The organism is Duganella levis (assembly GCF_009857605.1).
GTDB classification, from domain to species: domain Bacteria; phylum Pseudomonadota; class Gammaproteobacteria; order Burkholderiales; family Burkholderiaceae_D; genus Rugamonas; species Rugamonas levis.
The window spans coordinates 123,174-139,875 of the sequence record NZ_WWCT01000004.1 but is presented as its reverse complement, the minus strand read 5'-3'; the positions used below and the strand labels follow the sequence as shown (position 1 = coordinate 139,875).

Here is a 16,702-nt window from a genome sequence, read left to right as displayed (position 1 = left end):
TATTCATTGGAGGAAGCGGAACATACTGGCGTTTTGACAGGGAGGTTCAGCATGAAGGTGATTGTGATTGGCGCCACGGGCGCGGTGGGCAAGGCGGTGGTGGCGGAGCTGGGCCAGCGTCATGAGGTGGTGACGGTCGGCGCGCGCGGCGGCCAGCATCAGGTGGACTTTGCCGATATCGCTTCGGTGCGCGGCTTGTTCGCCAAGGTGGGCAAGGTGGATGCGGTGGTGGTGGCGGCAGGCGCGCTGCACTTTGCGCCGCTGGCCACTTTTACGCCGGAGCAGTTCTACGTGGGCCTGAACAGCAAGCTGATGGGACAGGTGAATGTGGCGCTGGTGGCGCAGGAATATCTGAACGATGGCGGCTCGATCACGCTGACCAGCGGGATTGTGGCGGAGGAGCCGATCCGCAACGGCGTCAGCGCGTCGATGGTCAATTCGGCAGTGGAAGGCTTTGTACGCGGCGCGGCGGTGGAACTGCCACGCGGCTTGCGCATCAACGTCGTCAGCCCGACGGTGTTGCAAGAGTCGATGGAAAGCTACGGCCCGTTCTTCGTCGGCTTCGAACCCATCGCCGCCAGCCGCGCCGCCTTGTCGTACGCGCGCAGCGTCGACGGCGTTCAGACCGGGCAGGTGTACCGTGCTTGGTGAGGGAGCATACCCCCTCTATGTTTTCTCGCGCTCTAAAAACTCTAAAAGCTCTATTTCGCTAGATTTCGCACTATTTCGTTAGATTTCACTCTAAAACATATAGGCGCTTTAGAGGAAATAGAGGATTTAGAGCGAAATAGAGTGAGCAACACTTTATTTTTAGAGCGTTTTCTAGTGTTCTCTAACGAATTAGAGCGAAATAGAGCAAATAGAAGTTTTAGAGGGGAGAAAAAACATGGACACACCTATAGTCCTGCACTTGCCGAGCAAAGTATTCTGCGCGCTGACCAATCATACTGGCGAGGGCTTCTATGGGCCCAAAACGGAAGCCGCTTTAAGCAACCTCATCCTGGACTGGATCGCCACCACAAAAGCCGCTCCGCCCGGATGGCTCGACGGAGAAGACGCCGACGACAGCGAAGCGGCCACGCCATCATCAGTTGCGCCGCCAGAAGTGCCGCCGCAAATGGCAGCCTCTTCAGTTTCCGACAATGTCGCCGCCAGCCGTGGCTACCAATGGAAACAAGTCTTCCTGCCTAACGGCACTGAGCTGCGCGTCATCCATGGCGGCCGCTCCACCTATGCCAAAGTGGAAAACGAAAAAATCATCAGCGCCGGTGCGCCGACCACGCCATCGCGTCTCGCCAACGTCAGCGGCTGCGGCACATGCAATGCCTGGCAAGCCATCTGGTTACGCTTCCCCGGCGCCACGCGGTGGCAACGGGCCGCCGAGTGCCGGCGCTGACCGGGTGCTTTACAATGTGGTCCTCACTGCACAAGAGGACCACATGAAAAAAATCCTGCTCCCGCTGGCGCTGGTTGTTGCCTGCGCCACCGCCTACGCCACCCCGGCCGACGTCAATCAACTCAACAAGATGAGCCAGCGTTACGCGCCGGTCGCGCTGACCGCCGATACCAGCCAGCTCTCGGCCGGCGACAAGAAAGCCATCGCCAAACTGATCGAAGCGGCCAAGATCGTCGACGTGCTGCAACTGCGCCAGCGCTGGTCCGGCAACGAAGCGCTGTGGGCCGCGCTGCAAAAAGACACCACGCCACTGGGCAAGGCGCGCCTGAACTATTTCTGGCTCAACAAAGGCCCATGGTCGATCCTCGACGATCACCAGTCCTTCCTGCCGGCTGAAGTGGCCGGCATCCAGGTGCCAGCCAAGAAACCGGAAGGCGGCAATTTCTATCCGGCCGGCGCCACCAAGGCTGAACTGGAAACTTGGATGAACGCGCTGCCGGCCGCCGACAAGGAGCAGGCGCAGTGGTTCTTCACCGTGATCCGCAAGAACAAGGACGGCAAGTTCGCCATCGTCAAGTATTCCGAGGAATACAAGGCCGATCTGGAAAAAGCCGCGTCGCTGCTGAAGCAGGCCGCCGCCGATACCGATAACGCCTCGCTGAAAAAATTCCTGCAACTGCGCGCCGAAGCCTTCCTCAGCAACGACTACCTGGCCTCCGACTTCGCCTGGATGGACCTGGATGCGCCGGTCGACATTACCATCGGCCCGTACGAAACCTACAACGACGAACTGTTCGGCTACAAGGCGGCGTTTGAAGCCTACGTCAACATCCGCGACCAGAAGGAAACCCAGAAGCTGGACTTCTTCGCCAAGCACATGCAGGAACTGGAAGACAATCTGCCGCTGGACGCGCAATACCGCAATCCGAAAGTCGGCGCGCTGGCGCCGATGGTGGTGGTCAATCAGGTGTATGGCGCCGGCGACGGCAATATGGGCGTGCAGACCGCCGCCTACAACCTGCCGAACGACGAGCGCATCATCAGCCAGCGCGGCTCCAAGCGCGTGATGCTGAAGAACGTGCAGCAAGCCAAATTCAAATCGACGCTGACGCCGATCTCCAGGCTGGTGCTGCGTCCGGCCGACCAGAAGGATGTGGATTTCGATTCCTTCTTCACCCACATCCTGGCGCATGAAATCACCCACGGCCTGGGCCCGCACCTCACCAAAACCGGCGGCAAGGCCTCAACCCCGCGCCAGGACCTGAAGGAAGCCTATTCCACCATCGAGGAAGCCAAGGCCGACATCACCGGCCTGTACGCGCTGGCCTACATGATGGACAAGGGCCAGCTGAAAGGCACGCTGGGGCAGGGCGAGGCGGCCGAGCGCAAGCTGTACACCACCTTCCTGGCGTCGGCCTTCCGCACGCTGCACTTCGGCCTGACCGACTCGCACGCGCGCGGCATGGCGATCCAGGTCAACTACATCCTCGACAAGGGCGGCTTCGTGTCGCACGGCGACGGCACCTTCGCGGTCGACTTTGGCAAGATCAAGCAGGCCGTGGCCGACCTCGACCGCGAGTTCCTGACCATCGAAGCCACCGGCGATTACGCGCGCGCCAAGGACTTGATGACCAAGTACGTGGTGATCCGTCCGGACGTGCAAAAGGCCTTGGATAAAATGAAAGCTGTACCGAACGACATCCGTCCGGAATTCAAGACCGCCAATACCCTGCTGGGCAAGTAGCATTCTAAAACCTTAATCATTCAGGTTTTTCTACGTAGTAATTTACCTGCCACCGGGCAATAATTCTTGCCCGGTGCATGCTACAGTTTGATCACCATGATCAAGCGCGCCTTCCTCCCCTTGCTATTGTTGACGTCCGGCCTGGCCTCCGCTGCCGACCTGACCGAGATGGAAATCCGCTGGCTGAGCGCCGGCGCCGCCGTGCTGTCCTACGCCAAGCAAGACCTGAAGCTGCCGATCGATATCACCGTCCAACCGCAGTCCGGCCCCAACGACGTGCCGCTGGCGCTGGGCTACGACAAGGGCCGCTGCAAGCTGGTGCTGTCGATGCGCGGCAACCCCAACGCCGAAGACATCCTGAACAATGTAGCTCCCGCGCAACGCCCACTGATGATCGAAGCGATGGTGGCGCACGAAATCGGCCACTGCTGGCGCTACGCGCAAGGCGTGTGGCACGTGCTGCCGGCCGGCTTTGAAGCCAGCCAGGGCCAGAGCAACAGCACGCCGCACGAAGCCGCCGCCGACCAGCTGCGCGACACCCGCCGCGAGGAAGGCTATGCCGACCTGGTGGCGCTGGCGTGGATCCAGCAGCGCCATCCCGACCAGTACGCCACGGTGGCGACCTGGATGCGTCAGGTACGCGCACCGTCGCCCGCCGCCGGCAGCCACAGCACGCTGAACTGGCTGCAACTGGCGCCGACCGGCGCCGCCTTCACGCCGGGCCTGCCGGTGTTTGAACAAGCCAGCCTGGTGTGGCGCCAGGGCTTGTTGCAAGAACAATGAAAACCCGTTCTGTGTTCGTTTCCGCACGGAGGCCGTAGCGCGGCAGGGGTTTAATGTGTCCATCAACCACCACAAGAGGGACACGATCATGAATAAATTACTCTGCTTCGTGCTGGCCACCGCCGCCAGCGCCGCCTTTGCCGCCACCCCGACCAACGACACAGTGGCCTACAAAGCTGCGATCAACCAGTCGGACGCCGCCTACAAAACCGCCAAGGCCGCCTGCGATGCACAATCGGGTAATGCCAAGGATGTCTGCCAGGAACAGGCCAAAGTCAGCCGCGCCAACGCCGAGTCGACCGCCGCCCTGCAATACAAGAACGATAAAAAATCGGTCGAGAAAGCCCAGATCAATGTGGCCGACGCCAACTATGACCTCGCCAAAGCCCAGTGCGCCACCCGCACCGGCGCCGACAAGGACAGCTGCCTGAGCGGCGCTAAACAACAGCACACCGCCTGGGTCAGCGATGCCAAGGCCGGCAAGAAAGCTGCCGACACCGCGCAGACCGGTATCGATTGCAGCACCATGACCGGCACCGACAAAGCATCGTGCGAAACCCGCTCGAAAACCGCGCTGACCAAGGACGCGCTGGCCGATACCGCCATCACCACCAAGGTCAAAACCGAACTGCTGGCCGAACCTGCACTGAAATCGCTGGACGTGCATGTGGAAACCAACAACGGTACCGTGATGCTGAGCGGCTTCGTGCCATCGCAAGCTGAAGTAGACAAAGCCGTTGACGTTGCCCGCAACGTCAAAGGTGTGAACAAGGTGCAAAGTTCGCTGCGCATCAAGTAACGGGTAGGGCGGTTCTCCCCCACCGCCGCCTTCTCCCCGACGCCCGGCCGAGTCTTTAGTGACGCGGGCGGGCGTTCGCGTTGGCGGCCCGCCGCGCAGTGCTTGCATTTATTTTTCGTTTCCGTGAGTATACGGACGACCATCTCATCACTCACACGGACCACCATGACAGACCGCCTCAGCCCATTGCAGTTCGCGTCCTACGAGCAACTGCTGCAAGCCTTGCCGCTGGCGCCGCGCCACTGGCTGGTGACCGGTGCTGCCGGCTTCATCGGCTCCAGCCTGGTGCTGACGCTGCTGCGCCTGGGCCAGCGCGTTACCGGCCTGGACAACTTTGAGAGCGGCTACCAGCACAACCTCGACCAGATCGCCGCATTGGCGGGGCCGGAGGCGTGGTCGCGCTTCACCATGCTGCGCGGCGACATCCGCGACGGCGCCGATTGCGCGCGCGCCTGCGCCGGCGTCGACATCGTGCTGCACGAAGCGGCGCGCTGCTCGGTGGCGCAGTCGATCGACGATCCGCTCGGCACCAACGCCACCAATGTGGACGGCTTCATCAACATGCTGACCGCCGCGCGTGACGCCGGCGTCGGCCGTTTCGTGTACGCCGCTTCCAGCGCCACCTATGGCGACGAGCCGACGCTGCCGAAAGTCGAGCACCTGATCGGCAAGCCGCTGTCGCCGTATGCGTTGACCAAGTATGTGAATGAGCTGTACGCCGACGTCTACGCCCGCAACTACGGCATGCAGTGCATCGGCCTGCGCTACTTCAATGTGTTCGGTCCGCGCCAGGACCCGCAAGGCGCGTATGCCGCCGTGATCCCGCAATGGGTGGCGGCGCTGATTGCCGGCGCGCCGCTGCGCATCAACGGCGACGGCGAAACCACGCGCGACTTCTGCTACATCGACAACGTGGTGCAGGCCAACCTGCTGGCCGGGCTGACCAGCAATCCGGAAGCGATCAACCAGGTCTACAACATCGCGCTGGGCGGCAAGACCACGCTCAACGAACTGCACGCCGCCATGTGCGAGATGCTGGCGGGACGCTATCCGCACTTGGCGGCGCACCGTCCGGACTATGGCCCGTTCCGCGCCGGCGACATCCGACACTCGGTGGCCGACATCAGCAAGGCCCAGCAACTGCTGGGCTACCAGCCGACCCACCAGATCCGCGACGGGCTGGCGGTGGCGGTCGACTGGTATGTGGACGATCTGGGCAAATAAGGCCGTCAGGCGGCCGAGACGATCAAGTCGATGATGCGCGCCTGCTGTTCCGGCTGCAAGTCCGGATAGATCGGCAGGCAGATCACCTGTTCGGCCGCCTGGCGCGCGGTCGGCAGCAGCGCCGGCGCCGCCGACGGCAGCCCGCGGTACATCGGGAAATCGCTAATGAGCGGATAGAAATAGCGGCGCGCCATGATGCCGTGCTCGCGCAGGCGGGCGAACAGCGCGTCGCGGTTGAGCGGGAAGCCCGGCTGCACCAGGATCGGGAAGTAGGCATAGTTGGCCACCACATCGTCCGCAGCCGACAGCATGCCGATGCCGGCAATGCCGCCCAGCGCGGCGCGGTAACGGGCATCGATCACCTGGCGCTTGGCGATGGCGGCGTCGATCTCCTTCAGCTGCAACAGGCCCAGCGCGGCGTTGAACTCGCTCATCTTGCCGTTGATGCCGGGCGCGATCACGGTCACCTCGTCGACAAAGCCGAAGTTCTTCAGGTGGTCGATGCGCTGCTTGGTCTTGCCGTCCGGGCAGATGATGGCGCCGCCCTCGAAGGTGTTGAACACCTTGGTGGCGTGGAAGCTCAGCACCGACAGGTCGCCGTAATTCAGGATGCTGCCCTGGGCGTTCCTGACGTTGAACGCGTGGGCGGCGTCGTAGATCACCTTCAGTCCGTAGGTATCGGCAATGCGTTCGATGCGCTCGACATCGCACGGATGGCCGTAGCAGTGCACCGGCATGATGGCGGTGGTGTGCGGCGTGATGGCGGCTTCGATGCAGTCCGGGTCGAGGTTGAAGTTGCGCGGATCGACATCGATGAACACCGGCTTGACGCCGGTCCACAACAGCGAGTGGGCGGTGGCGACGAAGGAATAGGGCGTGGTGATCACTTCGCCGGTGATGCGCAGCGCCTGCAGCGCCGTGATCAGCGCGATGGTGGCGTTGGTGAACAGGCTGATGTGCTTGACACCCAGATGCTCGCACAGCGCCTGCTCCAGCTGCTGGTGGAACGGCCCGCCGTTGGTCAGGACCTTGCTGTCCCAGATCTGTTCAAGATAAGGAATGAATTCCGCCAGCGGCGGCAGGGCCGGCTGGGTTACATAGATGGGCTTGTTTGACATCAGTTTTCTAATTACGCAGGTGGCGGCCGACGCACTTGGAGACGATCTCGGCAAACAGGGCTTGATCCGGCATCCGGCGGCCCAGTTTCAGCAGCAACGGCAGCGATTGCTCAACAACGGTAATTGCCACGTCCAGGCTGGAGAATGAGGTCATCAGGGAGAAAAACTCGGCCAGGTGGTCGGGCGGGTCGCCGTCCAGCAGGGCCGTAATATATTTGCGCTTGATCACCAGGTCACGCTGGTACTGCAACTGCATCTTCTGCACGCTGACCGAATTGGCGTGGCGGCGGTAGCGCGTCAGCGGCTCCGGCAGGTTGGTGTAGCGTTTGCCGAGCAGCGCGCCGCGGGTCCACAGATCGTAGTCTTCGGCAAAATCGACCCGCGTGTCGAACACGCCGACGTCGTCAAAAAAGCTTTTGCGGAAGGTCGAGGCGCCGTGCGACATGGCCGAGTATTGCAGCAGCGCGGTCTTGATGGCGGCGTCGTGCTGCGGCTTGGACAGTATTTCGGTGGCCTGGCCGTCGTCAAAAAACATCTCCATCGAACTGCTGCAGACGGCGATGTCCGGATTGGCTTCCATGAACGCGACCTGGCGTTCCAGCCGCTGCGGAAACGCCATGTCATCGGCATCGAGGCGGGCGATGTAAGGTGATTGAATCCGCGCCAGGCCCTGGTTCAGGGCGCCGGCGACGCCGGCGTTTTCCGTCAGCGTCAGCACCTCGAGCGCCAGCTGCGCGCGGTAGCCGAGTGCAATCTCGGCGGTGTTGTCGGCGGAGGCGTCGTTGACGATCAGAACGTCGAAATCGCGGTAAGTCTGGAGCACCAGGCTGTCTAATGTCTGCGCCAGCGTGGCGGCTGCATTATGGGCCGGAATGAGAACGGTAACGGCGGGCATGGTGTTCCTTAGTGAGGCAGATCTGTTGCTTGAGCGCCAGACGTTAATTCAATCGATTTCCGGACCGGTCATCGGTGCGATGCAGCTACATTGCCAATGATGCTATAAGGACGCTTGCGCGTCAAGAAAGGTGCTGGCAGCACAACAGTTGAGCGGCGGCGCTGCCGTGGCATGCGGTTTTGGTTGTATTCATTATGATCATCATTTAAAATGAACGCCAGCGTGCTGCCGGCGCGCATTGCCTTGCGAGGATCTGATGTTTGCACAACCGTTATCCAATTGGCTGCACCGCCGTGGCCTGCACTTTTCCTGGGTGATCGTCGCCCTGACGTTCCTGACCGCTCTGAGCTCGTCGGCGGCGCTGGGGCTGCCGGGCGCTTTGCTGCAGCCGCTGTCCAAGGAATTCGGCTGGGACGTCGAGCAGATCTCGTCCGCGCTGGCCTTGCGCTTCGCCCTGTTCGGCCTGATGGGACCGTTCGCCGCCATCCTGATGGAGCGCTTCGGCGTGCGCAACGTGGTGGTCACGGCGCTGACGCTGGTGGCGGCCGGCATGGCGCTGGCCACGCAGATGACCCAGTTCTGGCACCTGGTGCTGTTCTGGGGCGTGATGCTCGGCGTTGGCTCGGGGCTGACCGCGCTGGTGCTCAGCGCCGTGGTATCGAACCGCTGGTTCGACAGCCATCGCGGCCTGGTGGTCGGCCTGCTGACCGCCAGCTCCGCCACCGGCCAGCTGATCTTCCTGCCGGTGGGCGCGTGGCTGGTGGAGCACTTCGGCTGGCGGCTGGCGGTGCTGCCGGTGCTGAGCGCCTGCGCGCTGGTGGCGGTGGCGGTGTTCCTGCTGATGCGCAACCGGCCATCCGACGTCGGCCTGACGCCGTTCGGCGCCGCGCCCGGCACGCCGGTAGCGACGGGCGCACCGGCCATGCGCATCACCTTCGCCACGCCGTTCAAGGTGCTGGCCGAGGCCGCGCAGCACCGCGTGTTCTGGGTCCTGGCCGGCACCTTCTTCATTTGCGGCCTCAGCACCAACGGCCTGATCCAGACCCACTTCATCTCGCTGTGCGGCGACGCCGGCCTGGGCCCGGTGCCAGCCGCCTCGGTGCTGGCGATGATGGGCGCGTTCGACCTGGTCGGCACCATCGCTTCCGGCTGGCTGTCGGACCGCTATGACAACCGCAAGCTGCTGTTCATGTACTACGGCCTGCGCGGGCTGTCGCTGCTGTGGCTGCCATATTCGGAATTCACCTTGTACGGCCTGTCGGTCTTCGCCATGTTCTACGGGCTTGACTGGATCGCCACCGTGCCGCCGACCGTGCGCCTGACCGCCGCCACCTTCGGCAAGGAGAAGGCCGGCATGGTGTTCGGCTGGATCTTCGCCGCTCACCAGCTGGGCGCGGCGGTGGCCGCCTATGGCGCCGGCCGCGTGCGCACTTTGCTGCTGACCTATGACCCGGCGCTGTTCGCTGCCGGCGCCGCCTGCCTGGTGGCGGCCGCCATGGTCTGGATCATCCGCAAACCGGCCGCCGCCAGCGCCGCTGCGCCGGTCCAGGCCAAGGCCGCATAAAAAGTGGGAGCGCTTCCAAAATGTAATCAGCTTGTCATTTGCTAATGTGACAATTCGCCGGTTTTCAACCAGCCTGATGGAGTTTTGTATGCGTTATGCCTTGCCTGCGGCGGCCCTTGCGGCTGCTGCCGCGGTTGCCACTTCCGCGCTGCTGGCCGCCTGCGGTAGCGACAGCCAACCCGCTGCCGCCACCCAGCCGGCCGACACGGTCAACCAGACTGCGGTCGCCTTCATGAGCGACGTCCACTTCGAGAACATCTACGGCGATCTGAAAAGCACGCAGTTCGCCGGCATTCCAACCAAGGATGGCAAGAACGCCACCATCCGCACCATGTACGCGCAGCTGACCTCGACGCGGCTGTTCAACGAAAACTACTTCGCCTTCCGCGCCGCGCTGGATGACGCCTACAGCAAAGGCCTGCGCCTGGTGGCGCTGCCGGGCGACATCTCGGACGACGCCCAGCCGATCAACATCGACGGCCTGACCGACATCCTGCACGAATACCAGGCCAAGGGCATGCGCTTCTTCATCGCCCCCGGCAACCACGACCCGAACGAACCGTTCGACGACGACGAAGCTGGCAAGAACGACTTCCTGACCAAGGATGGCAAGGAACAGAAAATCTACGCCGTCAACAACGCCGCCTGCAAGGCCAAGGATCCGACCGTGGTGTGCACCAACCAGCTGATGGAGCAGGGCTACGACAAGCTGCTAACCAAACTGGCCGAGTTTGGCTATGCGCCGAACAAGAACGACGTCTACTGGGAAACCCCGTTCACCACCTACGCCGACGGCAAGTACAGCTACGACGCTGCCGCCGCAGCGGCCGACCTGAGCAAGCGCAAGTTCGAAATTTGCAGCGAAGGCGAGGGCGGCAAGTACAAGGTAGCCGGCAAGACCTACAGCCGCTGCGCCAATATCATCGACGCCAGCTACCTGGTGGAACCGGTCAAAGGCGTGTGGCTGCTGGCGCTGGACGCCAATGTGCACGTGCCGAACGCCAACTTCGATCCGGCCAACCCGACCGCCTTCAAAGGCTTCGACAACGCCGGCGACGCCGGCTGGAACAAAGTGCAGACCCACAAGATCCACCAGATGGAATGGATCAAATCGGTGGCCGCGCGCGCCAAGGCGCAGGGCAAGCAGCTGATGGCGTTCTCGCACTATCCGACCATGGACTTCTACGCCAACCAGACCGATGCGATGAAAGCCGTGTTCAAGTCGGGTGCGTTCCAGGTGACGCGCATGCCGGCGGCGGCCACCACCGCCGCGCTGGCGGCGACCGGCCTGCCGCTGCACATCGGCGGCCACATGCACTTCAACGGCAGCAACGACTACAAGGACAGCGCCGGCAACTACCTGGTCAACGTGCAGTCGCCGTCGCTGGCGGTGTTTGGTGCTGCGTACAAGATCGTCAGCTACCAGAGCAAGGACGTGATCGACGTGCAGACCGTGGGCCTGAACAGCGTGGCGCGCCACAACGAACTGTTCCCGCTGTACCAGGTGGAATATGACTACCTGCAAGGCAGCACCGCCGCCGGCGACGTCGCCAAGCGCTGGAACCGCAGCATCCTCGACAGCAAATCGTATGGCGAATTTACCCGCACCTATTTCGGCGAACTGTCGCGGCTGCGCTTCATGAGCGACTACTGGCCGTGCGAAATGAAGGAAGCGGCGATGTCGCTGGATGCGCGCCAGATGCTGATTTTGTCGCAGCTGCAAACCAAGGTTACCTTGGCGCAGCTGAAGGACAACCCGTCGGTGCTGCCGATCACCGCAACTTGCGCCGCCAAGGGCACGGCGTCGGGCGACAGCGTGGCCGCCAGCCAGCTGACGGCCGACTGGGCCACGGCCACCGCCAAGGCCGAGCAAGTGGCTGCCGCCGCCAACCTCAAGCTGGCCGACTTCGCCAAGATCAGCGCCTATGAATTTTATGGCGACTTCCACCGCACGGTGTACGCCGGAGAACTGGCCTTGCGCGACATGGGCGCGGAGCGGGTGGCGCAGTACAAGGTGCTGATGAACGCCTTCCCGGCATCGCCGGCGGCGATCGTCAAGATCGGCGATCAACTGTCGGACCAGAACCCGGTGCAGGTGGCGTTCCAGTCGCAGTTCAAGCAAGTGTTCGCGATCTTGAAAGGCCTGGGCTCCGGCAAGCCAAGCGACCACTTCACGATCGACCTGAAAGCGCAGAAGCTCAGCAACGCCAGCAGCAGCGCACTGAGCTTCAACTAATAATCCGGGGTCATAATCCGGGGTCAGGTCCGGCACTTGGACACGAGCCCAGCCATAGCACCGAGCTAGAGCCGAGTTCGTGTCTGAATGCCGGACCTGACCCCGGAGTTTATTTCAGGTATTTGGCCAGCCAGCCGTGGACTTCGTTGTAGAAGTAGCGGCTGTTTTCGCCTTTGAGGATCCAGTGGTTTTCGTCGGGGAAGACCAGCAGCTTGCTTGGGACATTCAGGCGCTGCTGCGTGGCGAAGTTCATCAGGGCGTTGTTGGCCGGGACGCGGTAGTCCAGCTCGCCCACCGAGATCAGGATCGGCGTCGTGAAGCCGGTGCCTTTGGCGTGGTTGCCGCCTTGTAGCACAGGGCTTTGTTCGCGCCACACGGCCTTGTCGCCCCAGACCGGGCCGCCGCTGTTGACCTCGCGCCCCCAGATGCTGTCGCTGCTGCCCCATTGCATCACTAGGTCCATTTCGCCGGCGTGCGAGATGATGGCCTTGTAGCGCGTGGTGGTGGCTTGCAGCCAGTTGGCCAGGTGGCCGCCGTAGCTGGCGCCGCCGGCCGCCAGTTTGCTGCCGTCGATATAGCTGTATTTTTTGACGGCTTCATCGACCGCTTCGTTGATTTCGTCGGCCGGACCTTTCAGCGGATCGCCCTGGATGGCGCGGGCGAATTCTTCGCCGTAGCCGGTCGAGCCTTTGTAGTCGGTCAGCAGCACCACGTAGCCGGGCTGGGCCAGCAGGTGGTAGTTCCAGCGCAGCACGAACTGGTCGCGCCACATATTCGCGGCGCCGCCGTGGATCACCGCGAACAGCGGATACTTTTTGGCCGGATCAAAGTTGGCCGGCTTGATCAGCATGTTGTGGATCATGTGGCCGTCGCTGGCCTTGAACCAGAAGTGTTCCGGCGCCTGCCAGTCGATGCTGGAAGCGCGCGCGGTGTTGAAGGCGGTCAGGCGCTTCGGCGCGCCGTTGCCGAAGGCGTACACCTCGGGCGGATTGATCGCCGATTCCCACACGCCCACCACAGCCTTGCCGCCGGCGTTCAAAGAGTTGATGCTGCCGGTCGGCAGCGAAGCTTCGTCGCGCAGGTCGCCGCCGGCATAGTTGATCGAGTGGAGCTGCTCCAGCCCGGCGTACTCGAAGCTGAACACGACGCGGTTGCTGCCAGCCGGCAGCGCGTAGCGCGTGATCGAACGGTCCAGCGACGCGGTCAGGATCTTCGGCGTGGCGCTGGCGATCGGCCAGGCGAAGCTTGCCAGGCGACTGACGTCGTACACCTTGCCGGCTTCTTCCGCTTCGGTCAACGTGAACAGGGTCTTGCCGTCGGCGCTGAATTTCAGGTTGTTGTAGCTGTGCTTGTCCGCAGTCAGCTGGGTGGCGTCGCCGCCTGTCACCGGCACGCTGAACAGTTGGGTGTAGGCCGCGTTGCGCGCCTGTTCGTCGCGATTGGTCGAGGCCGAGAACACGATGCTGTTGCCGTCCGGCGCCCAGATCGCGTCCAGCGATTGGCCTTCGTCGCCCTGGCCGCCGCCGAAGCCCGGCAGCGCCGCCAGCTTGCTGCCGCTCAGCAGGTCGCGCGGCTTGGCGCCCGTGGCGGCGTCCATCACGAAGAGGCGTACTTGTTTATCGTCCAGCCATTTGTCGAAGTAGCGGGGAGGGAAGCTTTCGTAGGCGCGCGCCGAGTATTTGCGGTCCTTGCGTTCCTTGGCGGTTTTCTTGACGTCGTCTTCGTTGCCGTTGCCGGGGAAGATATCGCTGACGAACAGGATCTGCTTGCCGTCAGGGCTGAACTTCGGCGTGCGCGCACCCAGCGTCAGCGTGGTCAGGCGCTGGGCTTCGCCGCCGCCGGCAACGTCGATGCGGTAGATCTGGCCGGCGTCGTCGCCGTCGCGCTTGGCGATGAAGATCAGTTGCTTGCTGTCTGGCGACCAGTTGACCGAACCTTCGCCGCCTTTGCTGAAAGTCAGGCGGCGCGCCGGCATGTCGTCGGTCAGCGATTTGATCCACAGGTCCGACCATTGTTCCTTGCTGTCGTAGGCCGGATCGGTGACGGAGAACACGGCCCAGCGGCCGTCTGGACTCGGCTGCGGCGCGCCGACGCGCTTCATCAGCCAGACGTCTTCGTGGGTGATGGCGTGCTTGGCCGGGACCGCGTCGGCGGCGAGCGCGGCGCAAGTCAACTGGGCCGAAATGATGAAGGCAAGAACGGAAAGTCGCGGTATAGTCATGGCGAGTTCGGTAATAAAGTCAGTGAAAACAACGATAGTGGCCACATCCCTCATTGCTGTCAATCAAGTATCCGCAACTTTCCAAGCCAGGAGACAACATGCAGACGATTACCAAAGTTCACAAAGTTGCAGCTTTTACCGCTGGCGCGCAGGGCGGCAATCCGGCCGGCGTGATGATCCGCGCGGCGCTGCCGGAAGAGCCGGCGATGCAGCGGATCGCCGCCGAGATGGGCTACTCGGAAACCGTGTTTGCCGCGCCGCATGAAGACGGCTGGCGCGTGCGCTATTTTTCGCCGGACGGCGAAGTGCCGTTCTGCGGCCACGCGACGATCGCGCTGGGCGCCGTGCTGGCGCAGCAGAATGGTGACGGCATTTTTCCGCTGACCACCAATCACACGCGGGTGACGGTGGAAGGCCGCGCGCACGCCGATGGCGCGCATGCGGCGCTGCAATCGCCGGCCACGCATAGTTCGCCCGCGACGCCGGCGCTGGTGCAGGAGGCGCTGGCGCTGTTCGGCTATACGCTGGCCGACCTGGACGACCGCATTCCGCCAGCGGTGGCGAATGGCGGCGCGCACCATCTGATCCTGGCGTTGAAAAGCCGCGACAAGCTGCGCGCCATGCGCTACGAACTGGCCGCCGGCCGCGAGCTGATGCGCCGCTATGGTTTTGCCACCATCTCGCTGATCTATGCGGAAACGCCGCAGCGCTTCCATGCGCGCAATGCGTTCGCGTCGGGTGGCGTGTATGAGGACCCGGCCACCGGCGCGGCGGCGGCGGCACTGGCCGGCTATCTGCGCGATCTCGATTGGCCGCACGGCGGCGCGATCGACATCATCCAGGGCGAGGACATGGGGGCGCCTTGTCATCTGCAAGTGCAGATTCCGGCCGAGCAGGGGAGTTCGATACGGGTGGCAGGCAGCGCCCGCTGGCTAGGCGAATAAGGCTGCTCAGTCCCACTTCTTCAGCAGCTTGGCCAGTTCGCCGCTGCGGTCCAGCTGCTCGACCGCGCGCTGCACGCGCAGCCGTACGGCCGGATCGACGTGGGTGCCCATGGCCATGTAGACATCGGTGGTGGCCATCACCGCTGGCAGGATCTTGACCTTGCCGGCCACGCCGGCGCGGTCGATAAAGCCTTGCATGCCGGGTGCGCGGTGCAGGAAGAAGCGGCCGCGTCCCGCCACCAGCTTGTGCAGGTTGATGGCCGGGCTGGTGGCGCTGGAATCCACCCGCAGGCCGCCGATCCGTTCCAGCATTTCCGGCGTGGTGTAGCCACGGTTGGTCAGGATCACGCCTTGCGCGCCAAGCTTGCGCACATCGTCCCAGTTGGTGATGACGGCCGGATCATCGGCGCGCGCCACCAGCTGGTAGCGGAACTGGAACAGCGGCGGATCAAGGAAGACATACTGGTGGGTACGCTCGTCGGTGCGCTGGACGGCGCACAAGGCGTCGTGCTGGTGGCTCGCCAGTTCGGAATGCGCGCGCAGCAGCGGCAGCCATTGCTGGTCGCCGACAAATTGCAGGCTGGGATCGACCCGCTCGATGGCGCGGTACAGATCGACGCACAGGCCGACCACGCGGCCGATGCCGGCCGGGATGAACTTGGGCTCGGTGCCCTCCTGCGCCACCACCTTCAGCACGGTCGGCTGCGCCCACGCCAACGGCGCGCACAGCAGTGCGCCGCTGAATAGCAGTCGTGCTTGCCATCGTGTTGGCGCCTTCAATCCCATTTGTGCATCAGCCTTTCCAGTTCACCTTTTTTTTCCAGCGAGAACAGCGCGTTCGCGATGCGCTCGCTGGTCTTGCGGTCCAGCTGCTTGCTGGCAGTGAAGTATAACTTGGCACTGTACATTATCTGCGGCAGGATTTTGACCTGGCCGGTGGTGCCGGTGCGTTGCAGCAGTTTATGCAAGCCGGGGCCGCGATGGAAGTACAGGCGGCCACGGCCGGCGATCAGTTTGTGCAGGTTCAGTTCGGCGCGCGGCGAACTGGCGTCGACCGTGAAGCCGCCCATGGCGGTGAGGATCTCGCCGGCCGCGTAGCCGCGGTTGACCAGCACCACCGCATTGGGCCCCAGCTTGCGCACGTCGTCCCAGTTGTTGACGGTGATGTCGTCGTCGCTGCGGACCAGGAAGTGGTAGTCGATGGTGTACAGCGCCGGGCCGATGAAGTTGAAGAGTTTTTCGCGGTCCGGCGTGTGCTGGATGGCGCAGCCCACGTCCTCGGTGCTGTTGGCCAGTTCCGCGATGACGCGGATCAGCGGCTTCCATTGCTGGTCGCCGACGAAGCGCAAGCCAGGATCGATCTGCTCGACGGCGCGCATGATATCGATGCATAGACCAGCGATCTTGTCCTTGCCGTCGGCGATGAATTTGGGTTCGGAGCCTTCCTGGGCGGCGGTGCGCAATATCACCGGTGGTTGGGCGGCAGCCAGCGTGGGCATCCAGAGCGCCGCTATCAGCAGCGCTGCCCCTATGCTGTACATGCCTGCCATAACGTCCCCAAAAGTCCGGCGCCTCGCGCTCTATGACCCTAGCTTACACCAGTGGCCGCTTGCTACGGATCGGGGACGAAAAAAAAGCTTCCAGACTGGAAGCTTTTTTAGGAATTCGGTGGTAGGCCGTGCGGGATTCGAACCTGCGACCAACGGATTAAAAGTCCGCTGCTCTACCAGCTGAGCTAACGACCCCCGAAAGAGGCCGTATTATATACAGTCCGGCGA

At 63.1% G+C, this 16,702-nt stretch carries 14 protein-coding genes and 1 tRNA gene; 9 read left to right on the top strand and 6 right to left on the bottom strand.

The window, feature by feature from the left end:
- The first annotated feature begins 51 nt into the window (after positions 1-51).
- From GTP69_RS07285 to GTP69_RS07260, 6 genes are all read left to right on the top strand, one after another.
- Positions 52-651 carry a short chain dehydrogenase gene (locus GTP69_RS07285; protein WP_161054254.1) on the top strand — a complete coding sequence of 200 codons (600 nt, stop codon included), beginning with the start codon at positions 52-54 and terminating at the stop codon, positions 649-651.
- Between the two features lie 235 nt (positions 652-886).
- Positions 887-1,396, top strand: a complete 510-nt coding sequence (locus tag GTP69_RS07280) for a hypothetical protein (protein WP_202424325.1) — start codon at positions 887-889, stop codon at positions 1,394-1,396.
- 43 nt (positions 1,397-1,439) lie between these two features.
- Entirely contained in the window at positions 1,440-3,140 is a 1,701-nt protein-coding gene (locus tag GTP69_RS07275; protein ID WP_161054253.1) for a dipeptidyl-peptidase 3 family protein, read from the top strand.
- A gap of 96 nt (positions 3,141-3,236) precedes the next feature.
- Positions 3,237-3,923, top strand: coding sequence for a hypothetical protein (locus GTP69_RS07270; protein ID WP_161054252.1), 687 nt, complete (start codon positions 3,237-3,239; stop codon positions 3,921-3,923).
- Between the two features lie 88 nt (positions 3,924-4,011).
- Positions 4,012-4,722, top strand: a complete 711-nt coding sequence (locus tag GTP69_RS07265) for a BON domain-containing protein (RefSeq protein WP_161054251.1) — start codon at positions 4,012-4,014, stop codon at positions 4,720-4,722.
- Between the two features lie 165 nt (positions 4,723-4,887).
- Positions 4,888-5,946 carry an SDR family oxidoreductase gene (locus GTP69_RS07260; protein ID WP_161054250.1) on the top strand — a complete coding sequence of 353 codons (1,059 nt, stop codon included), beginning with the start codon at positions 4,888-4,890 and terminating at the stop codon, positions 5,944-5,946.
- 5 nt (positions 5,947-5,951) lie between these two features.
- On the opposite strand, the gene GTP69_RS07255 is transcribed toward GTP69_RS07260, so the two are convergent.
- The gene (locus tag GTP69_RS07255; protein WP_161054249.1) at positions 5,952-7,064 is read right to left on the bottom strand and encodes a DegT/DnrJ/EryC1/StrS family aminotransferase; all 1,113 of its coding nucleotides are present in this window, start codon (positions 7,062-7,064) and stop codon (positions 5,952-5,954) included.
- 7 nt (positions 7,065-7,071) lie between these two features.
- The gene (locus tag GTP69_RS07250) at positions 7,072-7,959 is read right to left on the bottom strand and encodes a glycosyltransferase family 2 protein (protein WP_161054248.1); all 888 of its coding nucleotides are present in this window, start codon (positions 7,957-7,959) and stop codon (positions 7,072-7,074) included.
- Between the two features lie 256 nt (positions 7,960-8,215).
- On the opposite strand from GTP69_RS07250, the gene GTP69_RS07245 reads away from it, so the two are divergent.
- Both GTP69_RS07245 and GTP69_RS07240 read left to right on the top strand, forming a co-directional pair.
- On the top strand, positions 8,216-9,523 hold the full coding sequence (locus GTP69_RS07245) for an MFS transporter (protein WP_161054247.1): 1,308 nt from the start codon (positions 8,216-8,218) through the stop codon (positions 9,521-9,523).
- An 88-nt stretch (positions 9,524-9,611) separates the two neighbouring features.
- A complete protein-coding gene (locus tag GTP69_RS07240) occupies positions 9,612-11,759 on the top strand; it encodes a metallophosphoesterase family protein (protein ID WP_161054246.1) in 2,148 nt (715 codons plus the stop codon).
- A gap of 109 nt (positions 11,760-11,868) precedes the next feature.
- On the opposite strand, the gene GTP69_RS07235 is transcribed toward GTP69_RS07240, so the two are convergent.
- The gene (locus GTP69_RS07235; RefSeq protein WP_161054245.1) at positions 11,869-13,980 is read right to left on the bottom strand and encodes a dipeptidyl-peptidase 5; all 2,112 of its coding nucleotides are present in this window, start codon (positions 13,978-13,980) and stop codon (positions 11,869-11,871) included.
- Positions 13,981-14,078: 98 nt separating this feature from the next.
- Here GTP69_RS07235 and GTP69_RS07230 point away from each other — a divergent pair, with 98 nt between their 5' ends.
- Positions 14,079-14,924, top strand: coding sequence for a PhzF family phenazine biosynthesis protein (locus GTP69_RS07230; protein WP_161054244.1), 846 nt, complete (start codon positions 14,079-14,081; stop codon positions 14,922-14,924).
- 6 nt (positions 14,925-14,930) lie between these two features.
- Here GTP69_RS07230 and GTP69_RS07225 read toward each other — a convergent pair whose 3' ends face one another.
- From GTP69_RS07225 to GTP69_RS07215, 3 genes are all read right to left on the bottom strand, one after another.
- A complete protein-coding gene (locus GTP69_RS07225) occupies positions 14,931-15,710 on the bottom strand; it encodes a substrate-binding periplasmic protein (RefSeq protein WP_161054243.1) in 780 nt (259 codons plus the stop codon).
- On the bottom strand, positions 15,701-16,423 hold the full coding sequence (locus GTP69_RS07220; RefSeq protein WP_229260845.1) for a substrate-binding periplasmic protein: 723 nt from the start codon (positions 16,421-16,423) through the stop codon (positions 15,701-15,703). The genes GTP69_RS07225 and GTP69_RS07220 overlap by 10 nt, the downstream gene beginning before the upstream one ends.
- Positions 16,424-16,593: 170 nt before the next feature.
- Positions 16,594-16,669, bottom strand: a tRNA-Lys gene (locus GTP69_RS07215).
- Positions 16,670-16,702 lie beyond the last annotated feature (33 nt).